The sequence below is a fragment of the Arthrobacter sp. C152 genome (assembly GCF_054890965.1).
This window is the reverse complement of record NZ_JBTZSU010000008.1, coordinates 1-20,886: the sequence shown is the minus strand read 5'-3', so window position 1 is coordinate 20,886 and position 20,886 is coordinate 1. Positions and strand designations below refer to the sequence as shown.

Annotated in this window: 18 protein-coding genes and 1 pseudogene; 13 read left to right on the top strand and 6 right to left on the bottom strand. The window is 64.9% G+C overall.

What is annotated here, in order from left to right:
- Positions 1–40 precede the first annotated feature (40 nt).
- From ACYSM9_RS07920 to ACYSM9_RS07900, 5 genes are read left to right on the top strand one after another with little or no spacing between them, the layout of a single operon-like run.
- Positions 41–556 (top strand): hypothetical protein, encoded by a 516-nt coding sequence (locus ACYSM9_RS07920; RefSeq protein ID WP_461856434.1) that lies wholly within the window; start codon positions 41–43, stop codon positions 554–556.
- Positions 553–747, top strand: coding sequence for a hypothetical protein (locus ACYSM9_RS07915; RefSeq protein WP_461856433.1), 195 nt, complete (start codon positions 553–555; stop codon positions 745–747). The genes ACYSM9_RS07920 and ACYSM9_RS07915 overlap by 4 nt, the downstream gene beginning before the upstream one ends.
- Before the next feature lie 46 nt (positions 748–793).
- On the top strand, positions 794–1,660 hold the full coding sequence (locus tag ACYSM9_RS07910; RefSeq protein ID WP_461856432.1) for an HNH endonuclease: 867 nt from the start codon (positions 794–796) through the stop codon (positions 1,658–1,660).
- 36 nt (positions 1,661–1,696) lie between these two features.
- Positions 1,697–2,770 (top strand): alpha/beta hydrolase, encoded by a 1,074-nt coding sequence (locus ACYSM9_RS07905; RefSeq protein ID WP_461856431.1) that lies wholly within the window; start codon positions 1,697–1,699, stop codon positions 2,768–2,770.
- A gap of 27 nt (positions 2,771–2,797) precedes the next feature.
- Entirely contained in the window at positions 2,798–3,748 is a 951-nt protein-coding gene (locus ACYSM9_RS07900) for an alpha/beta fold hydrolase (protein ID WP_461856430.1), read from the top strand.
- Here ACYSM9_RS07900 and ACYSM9_RS07895 read toward each other — a convergent pair.
- Complete coding sequence (locus ACYSM9_RS07895; RefSeq protein WP_461856429.1) at positions 3,745–4,506, bottom strand: glycosyltransferase family A protein; 762 nt, start codon at positions 4,504–4,506, stop codon at positions 3,745–3,747. The genes ACYSM9_RS07900 and ACYSM9_RS07895 overlap by 4 nt on opposite strands.
- 184 nt (positions 4,507–4,690) lie before the next feature.
- Here ACYSM9_RS07895 and ACYSM9_RS07890 point away from each other — a divergent pair, with 184 nt between their 5' ends.
- Together ACYSM9_RS07890 and ACYSM9_RS07885 are read left to right on the top strand one after the other, a co-directional pair.
- A complete protein-coding gene (locus ACYSM9_RS07890) occupies positions 4,691–6,673 on the top strand; it encodes an APC family permease (RefSeq protein ID WP_461856428.1) in 1,983 nt (660 codons plus the stop codon).
- A 36-nt stretch (positions 6,674–6,709) separates the two neighbouring features.
- Entirely contained in the window at positions 6,710–7,237 is a 528-nt protein-coding gene (locus tag ACYSM9_RS07885) for a DUF2087 domain-containing protein (protein WP_461856427.1), read from the top strand.
- Positions 7,238–7,247: 10 nt separating this feature from the next.
- Here the strand turns inward: ACYSM9_RS07885 and ACYSM9_RS07880 are convergent, their stop codons facing one another.
- From ACYSM9_RS07880 to ACYSM9_RS07860, 5 genes are all read right to left on the bottom strand, one after another.
- Entirely contained in the window at positions 7,248–8,114 is an 867-nt protein-coding gene (locus tag ACYSM9_RS07880; protein WP_461856426.1) for a hypothetical protein, read from the bottom strand.
- Complete coding sequence (locus ACYSM9_RS07875; protein ID WP_461856425.1) at positions 8,098–8,772, bottom strand: NAD(P)/FAD-dependent oxidoreductase; 675 nt, start codon at positions 8,770–8,772, stop codon at positions 8,098–8,100. The genes ACYSM9_RS07880 and ACYSM9_RS07875 overlap by 17 nt, the downstream gene beginning before the upstream one ends.
- The gene (locus ACYSM9_RS07870) at positions 8,769–10,043 is read right to left on the bottom strand and encodes a hypothetical protein (RefSeq protein ID WP_461856424.1); all 1,275 of its coding nucleotides are present in this window, start codon (positions 10,041–10,043) and stop codon (positions 8,769–8,771) included. The genes ACYSM9_RS07875 and ACYSM9_RS07870 overlap by 4 nt, the downstream gene beginning before the upstream one ends.
- 187 nt (positions 10,044–10,230) lie before the next feature.
- Positions 10,231–10,890, bottom strand: a complete 660-nt coding sequence (locus ACYSM9_RS07865) for a DUF4352 domain-containing protein (protein WP_461856423.1) — start codon at positions 10,888–10,890, stop codon at positions 10,231–10,233.
- A 51-nt stretch (positions 10,891–10,941) separates the two neighbouring features.
- Positions 10,942–11,604 carry a hypothetical protein gene (locus ACYSM9_RS07860; protein WP_461856422.1) on the bottom strand — a complete coding sequence of 221 codons (663 nt, stop codon included), beginning with the start codon at positions 11,602–11,604 and terminating at the stop codon, positions 10,942–10,944.
- Between the two features lie 237 nt (positions 11,605–11,841).
- Between ACYSM9_RS07860 and ACYSM9_RS07855 the strand changes: the two genes are divergently transcribed.
- The 6 genes and pseudogenes from ACYSM9_RS07855 to ACYSM9_RS07830 all read left to right on the top strand — a co-directional run.
- Positions 11,842–13,902, top strand: a complete 2,061-nt coding sequence (locus ACYSM9_RS07855) for a hypothetical protein (RefSeq protein WP_461856421.1) — start codon at positions 11,842–11,844, stop codon at positions 13,900–13,902.
- Positions 13,902–15,533, top strand: a complete 1,632-nt coding sequence (locus ACYSM9_RS07850) for a class I SAM-dependent DNA methyltransferase (RefSeq protein ID WP_461856420.1) — start codon at positions 13,902–13,904, stop codon at positions 15,531–15,533. Before ACYSM9_RS07855 ends, ACYSM9_RS07850 begins: the two co-directional genes overlap by 1 nt.
- Positions 15,526–16,647 (top strand): restriction endonuclease subunit S, encoded by a 1,122-nt coding sequence (locus ACYSM9_RS07845; protein ID WP_461856419.1) that lies wholly within the window; start codon positions 15,526–15,528, stop codon positions 16,645–16,647. The genes ACYSM9_RS07850 and ACYSM9_RS07845 overlap by 8 nt, the downstream gene beginning before the upstream one ends.
- A gap of 101 nt (positions 16,648–16,748) precedes the next feature.
- Entirely contained in the window at positions 16,749–19,922 is a 3,174-nt protein-coding gene (locus ACYSM9_RS07840; protein ID WP_461856567.1) for a type I restriction endonuclease subunit R, read from the top strand.
- Between the two features lie 102 nt (positions 19,923–20,024).
- Positions 20,025–20,534, top strand: coding sequence for a Pycsar system effector family protein (locus ACYSM9_RS07835; protein WP_461856418.1), 510 nt, complete (start codon positions 20,025–20,027; stop codon positions 20,532–20,534).
- Positions 20,535–20,714: 180 nt separating this feature from the next.
- Positions 20,715–20,886: pseudogene (locus ACYSM9_RS07830) on the top strand (IS982 family transposase); the annotation flags it as partial.

Here is a 20,886-nt window from a genome sequence, read left to right as displayed (position 1 = left end):
CGGTCAGGCCGGTAGCCGCCGCCCCGCCTAAGCTGGTCGGGTGACCCCTGCGCCCTCCCCCGCCCCGCTGGACATCATTGTCCATTCGGGGCCGGCCGACTGGTGGGTGATCCTGGCCGGGCTGGGCCCCTTGGCGGTCCTGGTTGCTGCACTGCTGGCCTTCTACATCAACTGGCGCACGCTGAAGCAGCGCACCGCGGCTGACAGGACCGCCCTGGAGCAAAAGACCGAGGCGGACAGCAGGGCGGAATGGTGGCGCCGGACGCAGTGGGCGCTGGACCGGGCGCTGGACGGCGACGAAGGGACGAAGGCACTGGGCCTTGCCACCCTGGAAGTGCTGGCCCGCAGCGAGCTGGCCCGGACCGAGGAACTGGAACTGTTCGACATTGCGTGGCAGAGCGTGGCAGGCGAAGACACCGGAGACGACGCTGAGGCCAACGGTGAAGCGGGCGGCCACGAGGCCTCCGTGGATGGCAGTGGGAACGTGGACGGCGCTGGGAACTTGGGCGAGAATGGAACGACGGATGAAAGCAACACCAGGGAGGGTGGACCATGAGCGCAGCATCCCCTGAGCACAGGTTTGTGTACGCTCCCCGAAAGCAGGCCGCCAAGCCGGCGAAGAAGAAGGCCACGCCCGCCGAGCACCGTGTGCAGGTGGCTGCGGCCCGCCTGCGGGTCACACTCGATGAGCGGCTGGGCCGCGAAACACCGGCCAGGACCAAAGCGCTGGCCAAGGAACCCATCTGACCCCCCTTTTGCCCGGGCCGCCGGCCGCACAGGGTGAGGTGAGCCGATGGGTGCGCTGATTCTTGGCTGGGACATCAAGGCGTGGAACCGCTGGGACTATGACGCCGTCGTCGAGCATGTAGCCCAGACCGGGCAATACCTGGACCGGTGGCGCATCGACGGGCGCTCGCCTGCCCGCCCCGGGACGGAAGCATGGCTCCTCCTGCAGGGCGCCGGCGATGCCGACACGGGATTGATTGGCCACGGAATGGTGATGTCCGAACCCTTCCAGGCCGCCGCCGGGGCCGGGCCCGGCGCCGCCGAATGGTGTGTCACCGTTGCCTTTGACGCGCTGTTGCCCATGGGCGAACAGCTGCGCGCGCGGACGCTGGGCGCAGCAGTTCCCGGCGTGCCGTGGGACGCAGCAATCCGCCGGGCCGGCATGGTCCTTCCGCCGTCAGCGGAGCCCGGCCTTCGCCGGCTCTGGCGTGAGCAGGGGCCGACGGCGGCCGGCCGGGGCCAGCTGGTTCCGGGCACCTTTCCGCCGGAAGCAGTCAGCCGGATCGACGTAAACCGTTTCGAACGGAACGCCGACGCGCGGCGAAGCTGCCTGGCCTTCCACGGCACATCCTGCGCAGCCTGCGGCTTCTCGTTCGAAGCAACCTACGGCACCGCCGACGCGATGGACGTTCACCACGTGGTGCCACCGGCACTGCTCGAAAGCGGCTACCAGCTGGATCCCATAACCGACCTCGTGCCCCTGTGCCCCAACTGCCACGCCGTGGCGCACTCTGGAACGGGTCCGCCGCTGACCATCCAGGAACTGCGGAGCATGATGGCCGCCTCGGGCCACCTGAGGGGCGAAGCGGTCAGCGACTCGTCCCTCGAAGCACAGGCGGATGCGCGGCGGATCCTTGAAGCGGGCGGCGACTGACCAATCCAGCGCCGGTAATATTGGGGAATGACCGCGGTGGCCCCACGTCCCGGCAGCGCCTTCTCCTTCGCCCGCGGCGGCCGGGCAGCATTACGCCGTGTTCCGGTGTGGGCCTGGCGGCTGCTGATGCTTGCCGTGGGCCCGCGGGAACGCGCCAGATTCAACTGCGATCCGATCACTGAAGTGCACTACGCGCTCGACGTCGATTACGCCGGGACCGGACTGCGTGCCCACCGCCTCGACGTCCTGGTTCCCGTGGCTCCCGTGGCGGAAGCGTCCCTGGGGCCCGCCGGGACCGGACCGGGGATGCCGCTTCCGGTCTACGTCTACTTCCACGGCGGCGGCTGGACGTCCGGTGACAGGGCCGCCGTCACCAAGTACTGCGCCAGCCAGGCGCTGGGCGGGATGGTGGTGGTGAACGTCAACTACCGCCGTGCGCCGCGCTTCCATTTGGGTCATGTCCTCCACGATGCGAACGCCGCTCTGGCCTGGGTGGCTGAACACATCAGCGGCTACGGAGGCGACCCGGAGCGGGTTGTCCTCGGCGGTGACTCCGCCGGCGGCCAGATCGCCGCGCTGCTCACCGCAGCCACTCTGAGGCCCGAACTGGCCGGGCACTACGCGCTGCGGCCGGCCCTTGCCGCGGACCACCTCAAGGGGCTGGTGCAACATTGCAGCGCCGTCGATTTCTCCGTGTTCTTTGAACGCGGCTTCGTCCTCAGCCTCAACTTTGTCCGGATGCTCCTGCCGCCGACAGCTGCGCCAGCCTGCCGCTTGCCTGGACGGCTGGTGCCCGGTCCGGCCGTGAGGCGGCTTGAGGACGCCGCAGCCTTCATGTCCCCGATCGAATGGCTGGACGCCGGCCATCCGCCGGTGTTCGTCAGTACCTCGGAGCGTGACTTCTTCTACCGGGCAAACCTGAACTTCATCGAGCGGCTCCGCCAGCATGCCGTGCCGGTGGAGTCCCTGGTTTACGGGTGGAGCAGCAGCAACACCGAACATACCTGGCAGCAGGACTACCGCTACCCGGAGTCCCAGGAGGTGTACCGGCGCCTGCATGCCTTTGTACGCAGAGTGGCCCCGCACCCGGCCGCGCCCCCGGCTGACTAAGCGCCGCCGCTGGGCTATTTTTGAAGCATGCCAGAGCCGGACGCGCGGGATTACGGAGTCGACCCGGAGGAATTCGGTTCCGCCCGGGTGGACGCGGCCGCCCTGATGGACGCGGAACTGGGCGATGTCGATTGGTCCGTACTTCCCCCGGGCTCGGTACGCTGCATCCTCAATGTCCCCAGCGGCACCCTCGCCGGCCTCAGCCTGGGCAACCCGGACGATCCCGCCGTCGTGCTGGTGCCCGGTGCCACCGGTTCCAAGGAAGACTTCTCGCTGATGATGCCCGACCTGGCCAACGCCGGGTATTTCGTGCTCAGCTATGACCTGGCCGGCCAGTATGAATCCGCGGGAGCGGGCCCGGAGAACCTCGTGCCCCAACGGCGGCACTACGACTACCCCTTGTTCGTGGATGATTTCCTGGCGGTCCTGGAAACGACCACCACCCCTGCCCATGTTGTGGCGTATTCCTTCGCCGGCATCGTTGCACAGTTGGCCTACGCGCGGCGCCCTGAGGTGTTCCGGTCACTCACCCTGCTCAGCTGCCCGCCCGAGCCCGGGCCCAGTTTCAGGGGGGTGAGCCGCATCGGACGCTTCAGCACGTGGGTCAACGGCCGGATCGGCGCGGCGTTGCTTATCTGGGGCATCCGCAGCAGCAGGGTGGTGCATGTACCGCCGGGAAGGCGCCGGTTCGTCAGCTACCGGTTCCGCTTCACGCGCCGGGCGTCAGTGCGGGACATATATACGCTGATGCAGAAGGCGCCCGATCTCCGGCAGGTATTGGCAGCAGCTCCGCTGCCAAAGTTTGTCGCCGTCGGGGAGCACGACCTGTGGCCGCTGCGCCTCCACCGGCTGTTCGCGCAGGCCATCCAGGCGCGCATCGGGGTCTACAGGGGTGGCCACAGCCCCTGTGAGACGTCGCCGCATGAGTTCAGCCGGGACCTGCTGGCGCTCTACGCCAAGGCGGACCGGCCCTCCTAGCGGGGGCCTTTTCCGTGGGTACGCCGCCACCGCGAGCGGGCCAGCCGGCGGCGCAGCGGCGGTTCATGGCGGAACTCGACGCGGAAGGTCTCCACGGACATGACAATCCTGCGCCGGAATGCGGCCCACGTGGCGAAGGGGCGGGCAGAGACGCCCACCCTCAGTGTCGGCTCGTAGATGACATCCACGTCAGGCGGCAGGCGGTAGGAGATGTCGAAATCGTCGTGGACCAGGGCATTGTCCCGGACGACGCCGTCGCGGATCCGGGCCCAGACCTCTTTGCGGAGGGCGAAGTTGGAGCCGTAAACCGGGCGGTGGCCGAGCAAGAACCCGATAATCCTGAAGTAGCCGTCGAGGAGCACATGCCGGCCGGCCCAGTCGGCGAACCTGGTCCCGCCGTAAAAGTCGCCAGGCCCTGTCACGGCGGTCAACGGTCCGGCGGAACCGAGGATCGACTCAATGCGTGCAAGCCAGTCCTGCGGCGGCCGCGAGTCAGTGTCCAGCCGGGCGATGAGCGTGCCCGACGCCGCATCAAAGCCCGCAGCCGCGGTGGCGGAGATACCTTGCAGGTCCACAGCCATCCGCCGGACCCCTGCTGCGGCGCACACTTCGGCGGTTCCATCGCTGCTGGCGTTGTCCACCACGATGATCTCGTCGGCCGGCCTGGTCTGGTGGGCGAGCAAGGCGAGGCAGATCTGCAGCTGCGGCCCATCGTTGCGGGTCGGGATCACGACAGAGATGGAGGTGGCAGCATCCATAGCGAGAGCCTACCTGTTCCGTGCAGCCCGGAGGCCCACCGCCCAGGCTGCCCGCCGCCGTCGTGCTTGGTGGACCAGGTGACCCATTCACCCAGCGGGGGCGATCCGGTGGTACGCTCCGGGAACCACCACACCGGATGTGAAGCCAGCGCACCGGCTTGGCTCCGCAGAGAAGGAGACGTCCTTGACGGCTTCCGAACCGTTTTCGATTCCCACCACGGTCCCCAACCCGGAGCAGGAGTCGGCGCCGCACAGCGGGCTGGTCCGCTGGTTGCTCGAACACCGGGTCCACCAACCCGTGGGCCCGGAGTCCGCAGAGGACCACGGTCCCCAGCAGAGCTGGTGGAAAGTCATGTGCCTCACGGGCGTGGACTATTTTTCCACCCTGTCATATCTGCCCGGCATTGCTGCCCTGGCGGCCGGCGCACTGTCACCGCTGGCCACGCTGCTGATTGTCGCCCTGACCCTTCTGGGAATGCTGCCCATGTACCGGCGGGTGGCCGGGGAAAGCCCCCACGGCCAGGGGTCGGTGGCCATGCTGGAGCGGTTGCTGCCGTTCTGGCGGGGCAAGGTGTTCGTCCTGGTCCTGCTTGGCTTCGTCGCCACCTCCTGGATCATCACCATCACGCTCTCTGCGGCTGACGCCACGGTGCACCTGTTGGAGAACCCGTACCTTCCACCGGCCCTGCACGGACAGGCGGTAAGCATCACCGTGGTCCTGCTGCTGATCCTGGGCGGGGTGTTCCTGCTGGGCTTCTCCGAAGCGGTGGCGGTTGCCATACCGCTGGTGGCCGTTTTCCTGGTCCTGAACGCCATCATCATCGGGGCAGGGCTGGTCGAAGCCTTCACGACGCCGGGCGTGGTCGCGGATTGGACGTCGGCTTTGAGCCGGCCCGGTGCGGGTCCGGCCGGCATCGTCGGCCCTGCGCTCGTAGCGTTCCCCCTGCTCGTGCTCGGCCTGTCCGGATTCGAAACCGGCGTCAGCATGATGCCGCTGGTTGCCGCCAAGGGCAACACACCGGAGGAGAAGCTGGAGAGCAGGGTCCGCAATACCCGCAAGCTCCTCACTGTTGCCGCGCTGATCATGAGCGTGTACCTGATGGGCAGCAGCTTCGTGACCACTGTTTTGATTCCGGCCGAGGAGTTCCAGGAGGGCGGCCAGGCCAACGGGCGCGCCCTCGCGTACCTGGCCCATGAACACCTGGGAAGCGGTTTCGGCTCCGTCTATGACATCAGCAGCATCCTGATCCTGTGGTTTGCCGGAGCATCGGCGATGGCCGGGCTGATCAACATCGTGCCGCGGTACCTGCCCTCCTACGGCATGGCACCCGACTGGGCCCGCGCCGTCCGGCCCGTGGTCCTCGTGTACACGGTGATCAGTGTCCTGATCACCATCGCCTTCAAAGCGGACGTCAACGCACAGGCGGGCGCCTATGCAACGGGGATCCTGGCGATGATGGTCTCCGGCGCCATCGCCGTGACCATCTCGGCAATTGCCAGGAAGCAGCGCGGCGCGGCGATCGGGTTCACGGTCCTGTCCCTGGTCATCCTCTACGCGTTGGCGGCGAACGTCGTCGAAAAGCCGGACGGCATCACCATCTCGGGATTCTTCATCCTCGGCATCATCGCGGTGTCCCTGGTCTCCCGGGTGAGCCGGACCACTGAGCTGCGCGTCCACAGCATCGAATTCGACGACGCCGCGCGCCAGTTCATCAGCGATTCCCTCGCGTATGACGGGCGGCTGAACCTGATCGCCAACAGGCCCGAGGCACGCGACGAGGCAGAGTATGCCGGCAAGGAAGTTGCCCAGCGGGAGAACAACCCGGTGCCTGGCACAGCGGACGTCATCTTCCTTGAGATCGATGTCACCGACCCTTCCGGATTCAGCGATGTGCTGCACGTCAGCGGCGTGGAGGTGGGTCACCACCGTGTGCTGCGCGCCGACAGTCCGGCCGCGCCAAATGCCATTGCAGCCATCCTGCTGGCCCTGCGCGACGCCACCGGCGTCAAGCCGCACGCCTACTTTGAGTGGTCGGAAGGCAACCCGGTGGCACACCTCATGCGCTACCTCCTGCTGGGCCGCGGCGACACGGCACCGGTGGTCCGTGAAATCATCCGCGAAAACGAGCCAGATCCGGAGCGGCGCCCTGGCATCCACGTGGGGTGACAGTCCAGGTCCGCGGCAGCAAGGGAGGTCATCGACGTGGCCGGAGACATAGGAATGACCGGCCTGCACTGGCGGCGGGTTATCGCGACGCTGGGAAACAGTGACGCCCGGACGGCCTATGCGCAAATAGTACTTGGCACGGAACTGCCCCACCTGCTGCCTGACGTGAAGGAACAGCGGCGCAACCGGGCGATCTCCAGCCTGCTGGAATCCGGGTTGGTGGAGCGGCGCGCCTCCGGTGAGCTGGTGGCCTCTGAGCTGGTCTTCAGGAACCTGCTCGACCAGCAGCCCAGGCGTCAGCCCACGACCGGGCTGGACCGGTTCCTGCGCCTGGGACGGATCGAAAGGTATCCGGCGAACGTGGCAGAACGCCGGAAGCTGCTGGCCAGGATTGCAGGCGAGGCCATTGCACCGGGTGAACGGCTCTCCGAACGCCAGGTCAACGAGCGGCTTCTCCACTACACGGATGACGTCGTATTGCTCCGCCGCTACATGGTGGACTTCGGCGTGCTGGAACGGACGCCCTCGGGTTCTTCGTACGCCCTGCGGCCGGAAACAAGGTAAAGCACTCCGGTCACCTGGCTCCGGCCCGGGCTGCCGGCGGACGGGACAGGGCAAGGGCCCAACCGCCGGCCGCCCCGATGGCAAGCAGTACAGTGATAAAGCCGATCGCCTGCGCGCTCGGCCAGGTGAGCGCGCCGCCGTACCTGAGCAGGGCAAGCACCTGCAGGATGACGAAGACGACCGAGGTCAGGGCCACGGGGCGGACGCTGCGGAGGTCCCCGCTGGACTGGCCCTGCGCAGCCGACCAGCCCAGGCCCACCAGCCAGGCGCCCACCGCCCTCGCTGTGAGTTCGGACAGTGGCCACGGCCACCAGGCCGCGGCTATCAGGGGGACTACCAGGAGCGCCGCGCCATACAGCAGCAGTAGGCCCGCGATACCCGCCAGGAGCACCCGGAGCGCAGCAGGCAGCACCGGCCGTCCCGCAGCTACGGCTGCCAGCGATGGGTGCCCGGAGCGGACCTGCATCCGACGGATGAGGAGCATCGCCACGGGCACAATGGCGTAGATCGCCAGCCACGCCCAGGTGGCTGCCTGGGCAACGGGGCCATTGGCTGGCGACAAGTGAAAGCGTTCGAGATGCAGCAGGGTGACTCCCATGGTCAGTGCCGTGAAGACGAACACGGGCCAGACTGCAAGCTTGGCGGATTCCCAGGTGGCCGAGCGGGCGCCCGTGATCTCCAGTCCGGCACTCGACCAGTACGCCGCACCGAGAAAGACGGCGGTCATGGGCGGATTGACTGTCCAGGCAAACCATTCCGCGGTCCGGAGCGGAAAAACGAACAACACCAGCCCGGCAAGGAACACGAGCAAAGCAGCGATGTAGAGCAGCCACCGCATCGGCCGGATCAACGGTGTGGCATCAGTTGGAGTGGACATCCCCGGGCATCTCCTCCGTCCCGGCTGCCTCCCCGGGGCCAGTGGCTGCGGCAGGCAGGGGGTTCCCGGCCAGGTATGTGTGCAGCATCGAGACCACGGTGGCGCCGTCCCCGACCGCGGTGGCAACTCTCTTGATGGAACCGGCCCGCACGTCGCCGATCGCGAACACACCGGGCAGGCTGGTTTCCAGTGCCAGCGTGGGCCTGGCAGGGCCGGTGTCCCGGCTGGCGCCTGTGCGCAGGAAGCCCGCGGGGTCACGCTCCACAGTATCGGGCAGCCAGGACGTCCGCGGCACGGATCCGATCAGCACGAACAAGCCTGCCGCTTCGATCTCCTCGCCTGACGCAGCCTCGGCGCCGGCTGCGGCAACCCTCACTGCGGCCAGGAAACCATCCCGGTCCCGGGCCCCCACCACCGCGGTGCTGCACCGGACCGCGACGTTCCAGGTGGCTTCGAGCTGCGAGATCAGATAGTCCGACATGCTGGCGGACAGCTCCGGCCCGCGTACCAGCAGCGTCACCTTCCTCGCATACTTCGCCAGGTGCAGGACGGCCTGGCCCGCCGAGTTCCCGCCACCCACGACGCAGACGTGCTTCCCCGCCATCGACGGTGCCTCCGATACCGCGGCCAACTCTGCGCTGTAATCGTCCGGATTCATTCCCCAGGCGCCTCCTCCGGCTCATCGGCCGCGCCTCGCTTGCGGGACTTGAACAAGCCAGCAACTTTTCCACTCGCCGCGCCGGTGGCTCCGGCAAGGGCACCTCCAAGGCCCTTTACTGCAGTGAGGGCCTGTGGCTCATCCGGGATGCCATCTCCGTCGACGTCCACGGCACGGAAGGGCCGGGACACTGCAGCAGCAGCGCTCGCTACCCCAGACCCCACGGCAGAGGCACCGGTTGCAACTCCTTCTCCAACAGTGCTGGCCGTCCCGGTGATCCAGCTTCCTGTGGACTTCGCAGCGTCTTCCAAAGCTGCAAGTGCGCGGTTGGGCTCGGACTCCCGGTCGTCGGCTTCTGACGACTCGCTCTGCAAAGCAAGGTGTGTCGGGAACTCTGCCGGAGCCTCAGGGAATGCTTTACGGGCGGACTCAACGACGTCCCGGCCAAAAACGAAACGGCTCACGCCTCCAGTCAACGCACCCACGCCGTATTCGATCGCCGTCTGATGTTTTCCGTTCAAGGTCTCCCGCACGGTGTCCAGCTGACCCGTTTGCATGGTCCGGACGAGGCTTTGCGCGGCGCCGCTGGGCAGGGTATCAGCCAGGGTAGTCGCCCAATGGGACCAGTCCCCGCTGGCGGCGGCAAATTTGTGGCCAACGCCCACCACACCGTCGGGGGAAGTCTCCGCGACATCCTTGGCCATGATGGCAATTTGCTCCTGGCTTACCCGCTCATTGGTCAGCCCGTAGACCAACGCGTGGGCCTGGTCCTGGTCAAGGGCCTTCCCGTGGATGTCGGCCAAGGCAAGCCCAAAAATTGCGGTGAGCTCGAACTGGAGCTGCTGATCACCGGCAGGGAGGAGGGCGGCCACTCGGTGGGCACCCGTTTTCGCAGCCCCCATGGCCATGTTCTTCGCGGCCACTTTGGCCGCCTCCTTGGCCGTTACCTGCACGGTCTTCTTAGCCGCCTGTTTCCCAGCTGTCTTCAGACCGGTTGCCGCGACGCTGCCGCCCGGGATCAACGAGATTCCTACCTCAGCCGCGATCGACCCGGCGGTGATCGCAGCCCCGGCAGCCGTGATTGACGTGCTGTAGTGACGCTCAAGCAGCCTGATCACCTCGGCGGGTGTCGCCTCTGGACGCCGGCGACGAATCCGCATGACGTACTTGCGTGCGATTGAATGACGCGCACTGACCGCCTTCGCGATGTCTGCGTTGGCTTCCTCATCATCCAACTGGGTCTCCAGCGTGACAGCTTCGCTTTCGGTCATTTACGTTGTCCCCTCTAAACCACAGGCTCAACCCTGAGCCTTTCTATAAACGCTGCAATTCGGTTCGCGGCAGAGGAGCCCAGGGCTCCCCTACCGCGTCGTCATCAGTGTCCCGCATGACGCGGCAGGATCCTGCTCGCCACGCTGCGGGACCTCCGCCGATCAGACCGCACGGGCGGAAGTGAACTTATCCCGGAATTTGGATCCGTGCAGCCTCCTGCAGCAGCGGATCAGAAATCATGACGGTGGCAGCACCCGGAGCAATATCGAAGGCAACGTTGCCCCGCGCCTTGTCGCCGGGCAGAACCTCGCCTGAGCCCAGCTGGTTATCGGCGAACATGCTCATGTCTGCCTTACGCCCGTTGGCATCCTTCGCCGAGAAGTAGAGCGGGTTGGAGCTGGTCTTACCGGACTCGGTTTCCCAGAGCACGTCCAGGAGCAGGTAGGTGCCGTTCTTGGGCGGTGTAGCGAACGCGCCGGTGGTGACAGAGTCAGTCCGGACAGCGGACACCACAGTGATCCTGGCAACGTTGCCGTTGCGCATCTTCACGGAGAATGGAACGCCCACTGCAGGCGCCGCGGGAGCAGCAGGAGCGGACGACGGCGGTGCTGTCGCCGCCGGGGCGGCAGGCGCAGTGGCAGCCGGCGCAGCCGCTTCAACGGACTCTATGGCGGAGGCGACCGAACTGGAGTCGGAAGCCTGCTTGCTTCCCCCGGAGCAGGAGCCCATGAGGATGCCCACCAGCAGGACGCCTGCCGGAAGCACAAAGCGCTTTTTCTTGTAAAATGGCCGGACGGCAGGTGCCTGGGCAGCCGGCGGGACAGGGGCAAAGTTGTGGTCGGTCATGATGGTGCCTTTCAAGTGATGCGATTAGATGATCCTGCGGAGTAGCCGTGGCTACTGTTTTTCCCATTTGCCGCAGCGGGTTGAGTTGAAGTCCTGCCCTGCGGAGAGGGTGACAACCGGGCGGCCGCCGCCGGGGATGTCGTTCTCGATGATGTCGCCGCCGTTGCTGCCGCTGCGGTAGATCCCCCAGTAGCAGGTGGATCCCACGGCAGCCGCGGCCCGGTAGGTGCCGGGTTCGATGTCGGTTCCCACCGTCCACGTGCCGTCGCCCACGGTGCGCGCCGCCTTCGCCTTCTCGGCCCCGGTCACGGCGTCTTCGCGGGCCTTGACCGCTGCCTCAGCCGTCTTCACGGCAGCATCGGCCTTGCCGACTTCGGCCTCCCGGGCCGCAACCTTGGATTCACGGGAAGCCATGCCGTTTTCAAGCGTGTCGGACTTGCCTTTCAGTGAGGCGTAGCTGGAAAGTGCAGCGTCCCGCTCGGTCTCGACGGTGGACTTCTCGCCAGCGAGGGACTTATATGCGGTGCTTTCCGTGGGATCCGGCAATGCCGTTCCAAGCGCCGTTCCGCCGGCAAACAGCACGACGGCGGCCGCCGCCAGAAGGGCAGGCTTCTTCCGGCCACGCTTGGTCAGCTGAGCAGGAGTCGCATGCCCGGCTTGGTACGCCTGCTCAGTGTCGGGGATCTCCCCCGGGCCGATGTCGTTGTTCAGCATTTCTCTTCCTCGTTCCATGAGTCCTGCAGGTCGGCGGCGGGATACCTCCCCCCAATGTGCGGTTTCCCGCCACCGCCACAGCTTCGGAAGATTTCCTTCGTGGCTGCAGAAACAAGCTACGGCTGGGCTGGCGTACGCGGACGCTGAGTAACTGATAACGGGGGTTATCAGCGGAAAAGTGGCGATGTCATGGCATCCGGCTAGGCTGTGGGAACACTCGACGAAGGGGGAACCGGAATGGATACAGCAACGGGCTCAATGCGCATGACGCTGTCGGACGTGGCATCCCTCTCGCAGGTTCAGCGTCCCGTCGTCTCCATGTGGCGGAAGCGCAGCAGCGGAGGGCCTCTGCCGTTCCCCTCACCCTCGGAAACGGTAAACGGCGTCGAACTCTTCGACGCCGACGAAGTTTCGGCATGGCTGCAGGCAACCGGCCGGGGCAACAACCCTGAGGCAGGAAACGACGTCGCCGTCCACGCCAAACCCGCGGATCACGCTGGGCCATTGAAGGACGGCCGCAAGACCTTCGACGGCCTCACAGCCCTGCTCGCCCTGAAAGTCATCACCGGAGAGGTGCTGGGTAACTTAGGCGCCTCCCGTCTCGTAGATGAGGCGGACGAGGCCGATCCGGATGATCTGTTCCTGTACTCGGAACTGGAGACCCTTGGCTCCGCACTTCCTGGGCTGGCCAGCTTCGCGGACAGGCTGGCGGACAGCGCCTACAGCGCTCCAGCGGCGTTTGAGAAACTGCTGACCCACCGCTTCAAGGAGGGCCTGAGGGAGCATGCGGATACCGCACTGACAGCCCCAGCCCTCAACCTCATCAGCGCGGCAGCCATAGAGCTCGCGGTCACGCTGGACAGCCGGCCAGTCTTTGTGGACGCCACACCAGGCGGAAGCGACGTCATGCTCAGCATCGCGCAGCACTTCAGCGAGTCAGAGTCCGCCACCTTTTTGGCAGCGGATCACGACGGCGGCGCCTCACGTTTCGCCCGCCGGCGCCTGGCAGTGCATGGCACGGACAGTGGGCCCGTCAAGGTTGATAGCAAAGGCGCCTTCGCCGTCACCGGTCCCGCCGTCCATGTTGCGCAATATCCCGCGCCCGGCAAACCCAGCCTCGACACCAAAGGCATCCTGTCCGGTATCGAGAACATCGTGCTGCAAATGGATGATTCCCAGCGCGCGGTGGTGATCGCTCCCTCCCGGGTGTTGTCTGATGCCCTTGCCGGTGAAACGGGCAACGTCCGCGCCGACCTGCTCCGGTCCGGCCGGGTGCGGGCCATCATCCGGCTCACGGCCGGGCTGCTCCGGGCAAAGCCACGCGAGCCGCAGGCGCTGTGGGTGCTGGGGCCTTCTTTTGCCGAGGTACCCATCGCAGACCGGTGGACCATGGTGGCAGACCTCACCACCGCCGCGCTGACCGTCGACGTGAGCCAGGACCTGATCAGCGACGTCGTCGCGTCCATGGGCAACCGCGCCACCATCCGCGCGCACTCCTTCCGGTTCGCCCGGTTGGTGCAGACCCGGCTTCTGCTTGCGCGAACCGGTGCCCTGGTAGAGCTGCCCGCCAAGGCTACGACAACGGCGGCGCCCGGCGCAGAGGCGGCACTACGTGCCGACGAACTCGTCAGGGCCCTGTCTACAAGGGGAAGTGGTGACACTACGCTTCTTGGTGTTCAGCCTACGGCCAACCGCTCCTCCCCTGCCCCAGCCTCGGTCACAGAACTTGTGGGCTCTGGGCACCTGAAGTACGTGAAGGGCATCCGGGTCGAAGAGCAGCACCTCAACACGACGGCGGGAAGCAGGATCCTTGGCCGGGAGGAACTGCTGGACCCCCATGATGCCCCCCCGCGCTTCATCACCCTGTTGGACTTCGCCGCCAGCTACCCTGCCGGGCGGCTCACCGAACCCGGCGACGTTGTTTTCTGTACCAGCCCGCGGCCCTCGGCCATTGTGGACGCGGCGGGCGGCGGCGTCGTCGTCTTTCCCGCCCGGATCCTGAGAATTGACCAAGGTGACCCGGGCGGCCTGCTGCCCGCCCTCCTCGCCAGTGACATTAACAACGTCAACCCGGCCGACAAGTCCTGGCGCAACTGGCAGCTGCGGCGCACAGGCGAAGCCCAACGGCAGCCGCTCACTAACGCCCTGCAGCGACTGCAACACGAGCAGGCCCAGGCCCGCGAACGGCTCAAACAGCTGGAAGAACTCGCTACCCTGATTACGGACGGCGTAGCGGGCGGAAGCCTCACCCTGACAGACCCTATTACCCACGCCGTGCCAGAAGAAGGAACTGCATAATGCCCCCGAAAGTGAAGGTGGACCTCGCCCCGTCCACCATGAAGGAACTCAAGGACACGCTCTGGAAGGCGGCGGACAAGCTCCGCGGTTCGATGGATGCCTCACAGTACAAGGACGTGATCCTGGGGCTGGTGTTCCTGAAGTACGTGTCGGACGCGTTCGAGGAACGGCGCGAACAAATCCAGGCCGAGCTGGAAGCCGATGGCCTCAACGAAGGGCAGATCGCCCAGCTCATTGACGACGTTGACGAATACACCGGCCGGGGCGTGTTCTGGGTTGCACCCCGGGCACGCTGGACCTACTTGGCAGAGAACGCCAAGGGCCTGGACTCAGTGGACGGGGCGGCTCCAAAGTCCATTGGACTGCTGATTGATGAGGCAATGGAGCTCATCATGCAGGACAACAAGTCCCTGGCCGCCACGCTCCCCAAGATCTATAACCGGGACAACGTGGACCAGCGCCGCCTGGGTGAGCTGCTGGACCTGTTCAACTCCGCACGGTTCACCGGCCAGGGCGCCAGCAAGGCGCGGGACCTGCTCGGCGAGGTGTACGAATACTTCCTGGAGAAGTTCGCCAAGGCCGAGGGCAAGCGCGGCGGCGAGTTCTACACGCCCGCTGGCGTTGTCCGCGTGCTGGTGGAGGTGCTGGAGCCGCACCGCGGGCGGGTGTACGACCCGTGCTGTGGCTCGGGCGGCATGTTCGTGCAGGCAGAGAAGTTCCTGGCGGCGCACCACCTGGAGGGCTCGGACATCTCGGTCTACGGCCAGGAGCTCAACGAGCGCACGTGGCGGATGGCCAAGATGAACCTTGCCATCCACGGTTTGAACGCCAACCTGGCTTCACGCTGGGGCGACACGTTTGCCCGTGACCAGCATCCGGAGCTGACCGGGAACAACGGCGCGGATTTCATCATGGCCAACCCGCCGTTCAACATCAAGGACTGGGCCCGGTCCGAGTCGGACCCGCGCTGGAAGTACGGCGTCCCGCCGGCCGGCAACGCCAACTACGCCTGGATCCAGCACATCATCTCCAAGCTGGCGCCCGGCGGCAGCGCCGGCGTGGTCATGGCCAACGGCTCCATGTCCTCCAACTCGGGCGGCGAGGGCGAGATCCGCGCCCAGCTGGTGGAGGCCGACCTCGTCTCCTGCATGGTGGCCCTGCCCACCCAGCTCTTCCGCAGCACCGGCATCCCGGTCTGCACCTGGTTCTTCGCGAAGGACAAGACCGCCGGACCGCGCGGCTCGATGGACCGGACCGGGCAGGTGCTTTTCATCGACGCCCGGAACCTGGGCCACATGGTGGACCGCGCCGAGCGCGCCCTGTCCGACAACGACATCGCAAAGATCGCCAACACCTACCACGCCTGGCGCGGCACCGCGTCGGCAGTTGAGGCAGGGCTGACGTACGAAGACGAGGCCGGCTTCTGCTACTCGGCTTCACTCGCCGAGGTCAAGGCAGCGGACTACGCACTGACACCGGGCCGATACGTCGGCGCCGCGGAAGTGGAGGACGACGGTGAGCCGATCCAGGAAAAGATCGCGCGGCTTTCGAAGGAGTTGTTTAAGCAGTTCGAGGAGTCCGAGCGGTTGGCAGCGGCTGTGCGCGAGCAGTTGGGGAGGGTCGATGTCTGATCTGACCGTTCGTGACCTTGGCGCGCTCTTTGACGGCCCCCACGCGACACCCAAGCGGATTGAATCAGGGCCCTACTTCCTGAACATCGCCAGTTTAAACGGCGGACGATTGGAACTGGATCAGTCCGATCACGTTTCAGAAACGGACTTTCAGAAATGGACCAAGCGCGTTGAGCCCACAGAGGGGGATCTTCTCTTCTCCTATGAGACGCGACTCGGGGAAGCAGCCCTCATGCCTGCGGACGTTCGCGCATGCCTCGGCAGGCGCATGGCACTTATTCGTCCGAACCGTTCAGTGGTAAACCCCAAGTTTCTTCTCTACTACTATCTCAGCCCAGGGTTCCAGCGAACGATTGAACAACACACCATCCACGGCGCAACCGTAAACCGCATCAGCCTCTCCACTATGGGCGCGTGGCCCGTATCAATCCCGAGCCTTGATGAGCAGCAGGCAATCGCGGAGGTGCTCGGCGCCCTCGACGACAAGATCGCCGACAACACCAAGCTTGCCGCTACCGCTAAGAACCTCGCGGAAGCGTACTTTCTTGATGCACTGCGCGGCGCCAGCGAGGAAGCGGTGCTCGGTGACATCTTGGCCCTCGAATATGGCAAGTCGTTGCCAGCCTCTAAGCGGACACCCGGGAATGTGGACGTGTACGGGAGCGGCGGAGTCTCGGGTACGCACACCGAGGCGCTTTGCGAAAACCCTGGCGTCGTCGTCGGAAGAAAGGGAACTGCCGGTGCAGTCCACTGGTCTCGCCGGCCCTTCTTCCCAATCGACACTACGTTCTATGTCGTGCCGAGATCTGCAAACATCAGCCAGATCTTCAGCTACTTCCTCCTTAGAACTCTACGCCTTGACGAGATGAATAATGACTCGGCAGTGCCCGGTCTTAACCGCAACGAGGCACACGCAAGCCGGATTCGCGTGCCGTCGAAGGACCGTCTGAATACATTCACCGCCACCGCAACCGTTCTATTTGACCTGATTGCAAGCAGCGAAACCGAAAATGAATCGCTCGCCGCGACCCGCGACACTCTCCTCCCCCAGCTCATGTCCGGAAAGCTCCGGGTCAAGGATGCAGAGAAAGTCCTGGAGAACGCCGGAGTGTAAACGCGCGGCGCGATTGATGGGCAACCGGGGATCACCGTCCGAAGCCTGAGTAAGCTGAACAACAAATCGATTTGGGGGGAATCACCGTGACAGCACCAGCAGTGGCCTTTTCGGAAGCCGACTGGGAGGGCGCCGCGAAGGAGCGGCTTGGGGAGTTGGACTGGAAGCCCATGGAGGGCCAGGCGATTGCACCCGGCACCGGGGAACGCGAGGCGTGGGCCGAGCTGCTGATCCGGCCACGCCTGCTTCAAGCCCTCCAGCGGCTCAACCCGGAGGTCCCGGCCCAGTACCTGCAGCAGGCCTTGGCGGAAATCGCATCACCGCAGTCGAACGACGCGTTGGCCGAGAACCACCGCATCCACAACTGCCTGGTCGACGGCTATCGACTGACCTACATCGACTCCGATGGCAACGAGGCCAACCCGACCATCGGACTGCTCAGCCAGGCGCCGGACCAGAACGACTGGCTCGCCGTCAACCAGGTCACCTTGGTGCAGGGCGATTACAGACGGCGCTTCGACATTGTGCTCTACTGCAACGGCATGCCCGTCAGCATCATTGAACTCAAGAAGGCCGGCAGCGCCTACGCCGACCTCCCCGGGGCCCACGCCCAGCTGCAGACGTACCTTCGCGAATTTCCCATGGCGTTCCGCTTCTGCGTCTTCACGCTCGCCAGTGACGGAATCCAGGCCAAGTACGGGACTCCCTTCACCCCCTTCAACCATTTCTCACCGTGGAACGTTGACGACGACGGCGTGCCGGTTCCGCAGGGCTACATCCTGGATGGCGATGCGGTCACCGCGCTCGACACCGCGCTGGACGGGCTCTACAACCAGGAACGTTTCCTGCAACTGGTCCGCAACTTCACGGCCTTCGACCAAGGCTCCGGTGGGCTGGCCAAGCGGATCGCCAAGCCGCACCAGTACTACGCAGTGACCAAAGCGGTGGCCAGCACCATCCAGGCGGTGGAAAGCAATGGGAAGGCAGGAGTTGTCTGGCACACGCAGGGGTCTGGCAAGTCCATGGAGATGGAACTGTACGCGAACATGGTGGCGCGGCAGCCAAAGCTCAAAAACCCCACCGTCGTGGTCATTACCGACCGGAACGAACTGGACGGCCAGCTGTTCGAGAGCTTCGACCGAAGCCTACTCCTCGCGGAGTCACCCAAGCAGATCAAGAAGCGGTCGGAGCTTCGGGACGAGTTGAGCAACCGGACGACTGGTGGCATCTACTTCACCACGCTGCAAAAGTTCGGCCGAAGCAGGTCCGAGAAGGAAGCCGGTGCCGACCATCCGCTGCTGTCCGACCGCCGCAACATCATCGTGGTGGTGGATGAGGCGCACCGCTCGCATTACGACGACCTGGACGGCTACGCCCGCCACCTGCGTGACGCACTCCCCCACGCCACGCTGATCGCCTTCACCGGGACCCCGATCTCCTTCGACGACCGGAACACCCAGGAAGTCTTCGGCGACTACATCGACATCTACGACCTATCACGTGCGGTGGAGGACGGCGCAACAGTGCCGGTGTACTTCGAACCGCGGCTGATCAAGGTGGGACTTTCCGAAGGCGTAACCGAGGAAGACTTGGACAAGTCCGCGGATGAACTGACGCTTGGGCTCGACGACACGGAACGCGCGCGCATTGAGGCGAGTGTCGCCGTCGTCAATGCTGTGTACGGTGCGCCGCAGCGCATCGCTGCGCTGGCAGAGGACCTGGTGGCGCATTGGGAAAACCGGCGTGATCGGATGCTCAAGTTCATTGAGGTGCCAGGCAAGGCGATGATCGTGGGCGGCACTCGGGAGATTTGCGCAAACCTCTACTCCGCCATTGTGGCACTGCGGCCGGAGTGGCATTGCGACGACCTGTCCAAGGGCAAGATCAAAGTGGTTTATTCGGGCGATGCTACAGATGTGCCGCCAGTGTCCGACCATGTGCGCCGCGATTCGTTGAACGCCCAGGTGAAGGAGCGACTCAAGGACGTCGACGACGAGCTGGAGATGGTGATCGTCAAGGACATGATGCTCACCGGCTACGACTCTCCCCCGCTGCACACTCTGTACCTGGACCGGCCGCTCAAGGGAGCGCTGCTGATGCAGACACTTGCCCGGGTCAACCGCACGTTCCGCGGCAAGGAAGACGGGCTGCTGGTGGCGTACGCGCCGTTGGCCGAGAACCTGTCTAAGGCGCTGAGTGAGTACACGCAGTCTGACCGGGCGAACAAGCCGGTTGGCCGCAACGTGGACGAGGCTGTGGGGCTGACGGTTTCCCTCGTGGAGAACCTGCGCTCCTTGTTGGCCGGCCATGACTGGAAATCCGTGCTGCTGAAAGGCGGACCGAAATCCTTCCTGAACGCCGTCACCGGAGCTGTCAGCTACCTGCGGAATCCTGCCACTCCGGGTAATCAGCCTGCCGATGGTGAGGAATCGCTTGCCGCGAAGTATCGCAGGTTCTCCGGGCAGCTGTCCCGGGCGTGGGCGCTGTGCTCCGGCTCGGAAAGTCTGGCCGAGTTGCGTCCCGAGATCCAGGCGTACGAGGAAATCCGCGTCTGGATGGCCAAGTACGACGCCGCCGACCGGCAGGCGAGCGGGGAACCAGTGCCAGAGGAGATCCAGCGGCTGCTGGGACACCTCATTGCTTCCGCGACATCCTCTGGCGAAGTTCTGGACATCTATGATGCTGCAGGCATGCCCAAGCCGTCTCTGGATGACCTCACACCAGAGTTCATCGCCAAGACGCAGAAGGCACGGAACCCACACCTAGCCATCGAGGCGCTGCGAAAGCTTATTGCCGATGAGTCTGCCTCTTCCACGCGGAATAACGTAATCCGGAAGCGCGCGTTCTCGGAACGAATCACCGAACTGATGAAGAAGTACACGAACCAGCAGCTGACGTCAGCTGAGGTTATCGCTGAGCTGGTGGAGCTGGCGCGTGAAGTCGCCGCTGAGGGTAAGCGCGGTGAGCAGTTCACTCCCCCGCTGAACTCCGACGAACTCGCGTTCTACGACGCCGTGGCCCAGAACGAGTCAGCCGTGGAGGTCCAGGGCGAAGGCGTTCTGGCTGACATCGCCCGTGAACTGGTAGCCGTCATGCGTCGCGACGTCCGCACTGACTGGACCGTGCGCGACGACGTCCGGGCGAAGCTTCGCTCCTCGATCAAGCGGCTTCTTGTGCGATTTGGGTACCCGCCGGACAAGCAACCGGAGGCTATCAAGCTCGTCATGGAGCAGATGGAGTCCATGGCCCCGCGCTTTGCCGAGGCGGGTCGCTAGCCCTTCTCGAATGTTTTCACATCATAAAACGACTACAACTGGCCGGGACCGCGACAAATCGAAGCTACAACCCGCCAAGTCCTCAAGAGGAGTGCAACGCCCATGAACGACCCCGTTATCGAATACTCCAAAGCACTTCTTACTGAGACAAGGGAAGAACTTGTCCGCGCTGACAACAAAGCGTCGATTCTTCTGGCAGCCTCTGGCGTGGCACTTGGAGCTCTGCTGGCTGCGATTTTGGGAGGTGATTGGACTCCCTTCCAGTTGGATGTCCGAATTCAATGGCTGTGGTGGGTTGGCTCCGCCTCGGCAGCAGTCGCAGTTTATTGGCTTGGTTCAGCGGTTTACCCAAGGATCCGGGCGAAGGGGCCACGGCCCGAAGTTGTCGCCTATTACGGCGACGTTGTGGACGCACGCGATCGGGAGCGGGTTGCAGAACTCATAGAGGCATCGAGCATAAATCCTAAAGATCGTTTCCTTGATCAAATCATCCAGATATCCAATACGGTCCAAACGAAATACCTGGCCATCCGGAAGGCCATGTGGTATCTCAGCCTTGCTGCTGCCTTTGGTTTGGTCTCTTTGATGTTGAACGTTGCCATCACTGCCTGAGGCAAACGGCCGCACGTTGCAGCTGAGGACGTCACCACTCCAGCAAGAGTGGAGGACTGCGCCGTCCCGGAACCTCTCCGGGACGGCGCACGCCGGCGGCGCCCCTAGATGAGTAAGTCCTATTGCCTTGGCGGGGCGCGGGCGCTTTTAAAATAAGGCGGAGAGTGTTAAGCCGGGTCTGTGAACACTCAACTAAACACTCTCCTGACCACACTGTACGTCTATTTGGATGACCATGTCCTGCCTGACCTTGGCATGTCCAGGGACCGCCGGCCGGGCCGGAAACCAGTTCTGAGTGACGCCGAACTGCTCTGCCTTGCCGTCGCCCAGCACCTGCTCGGCTTCTCCTCGG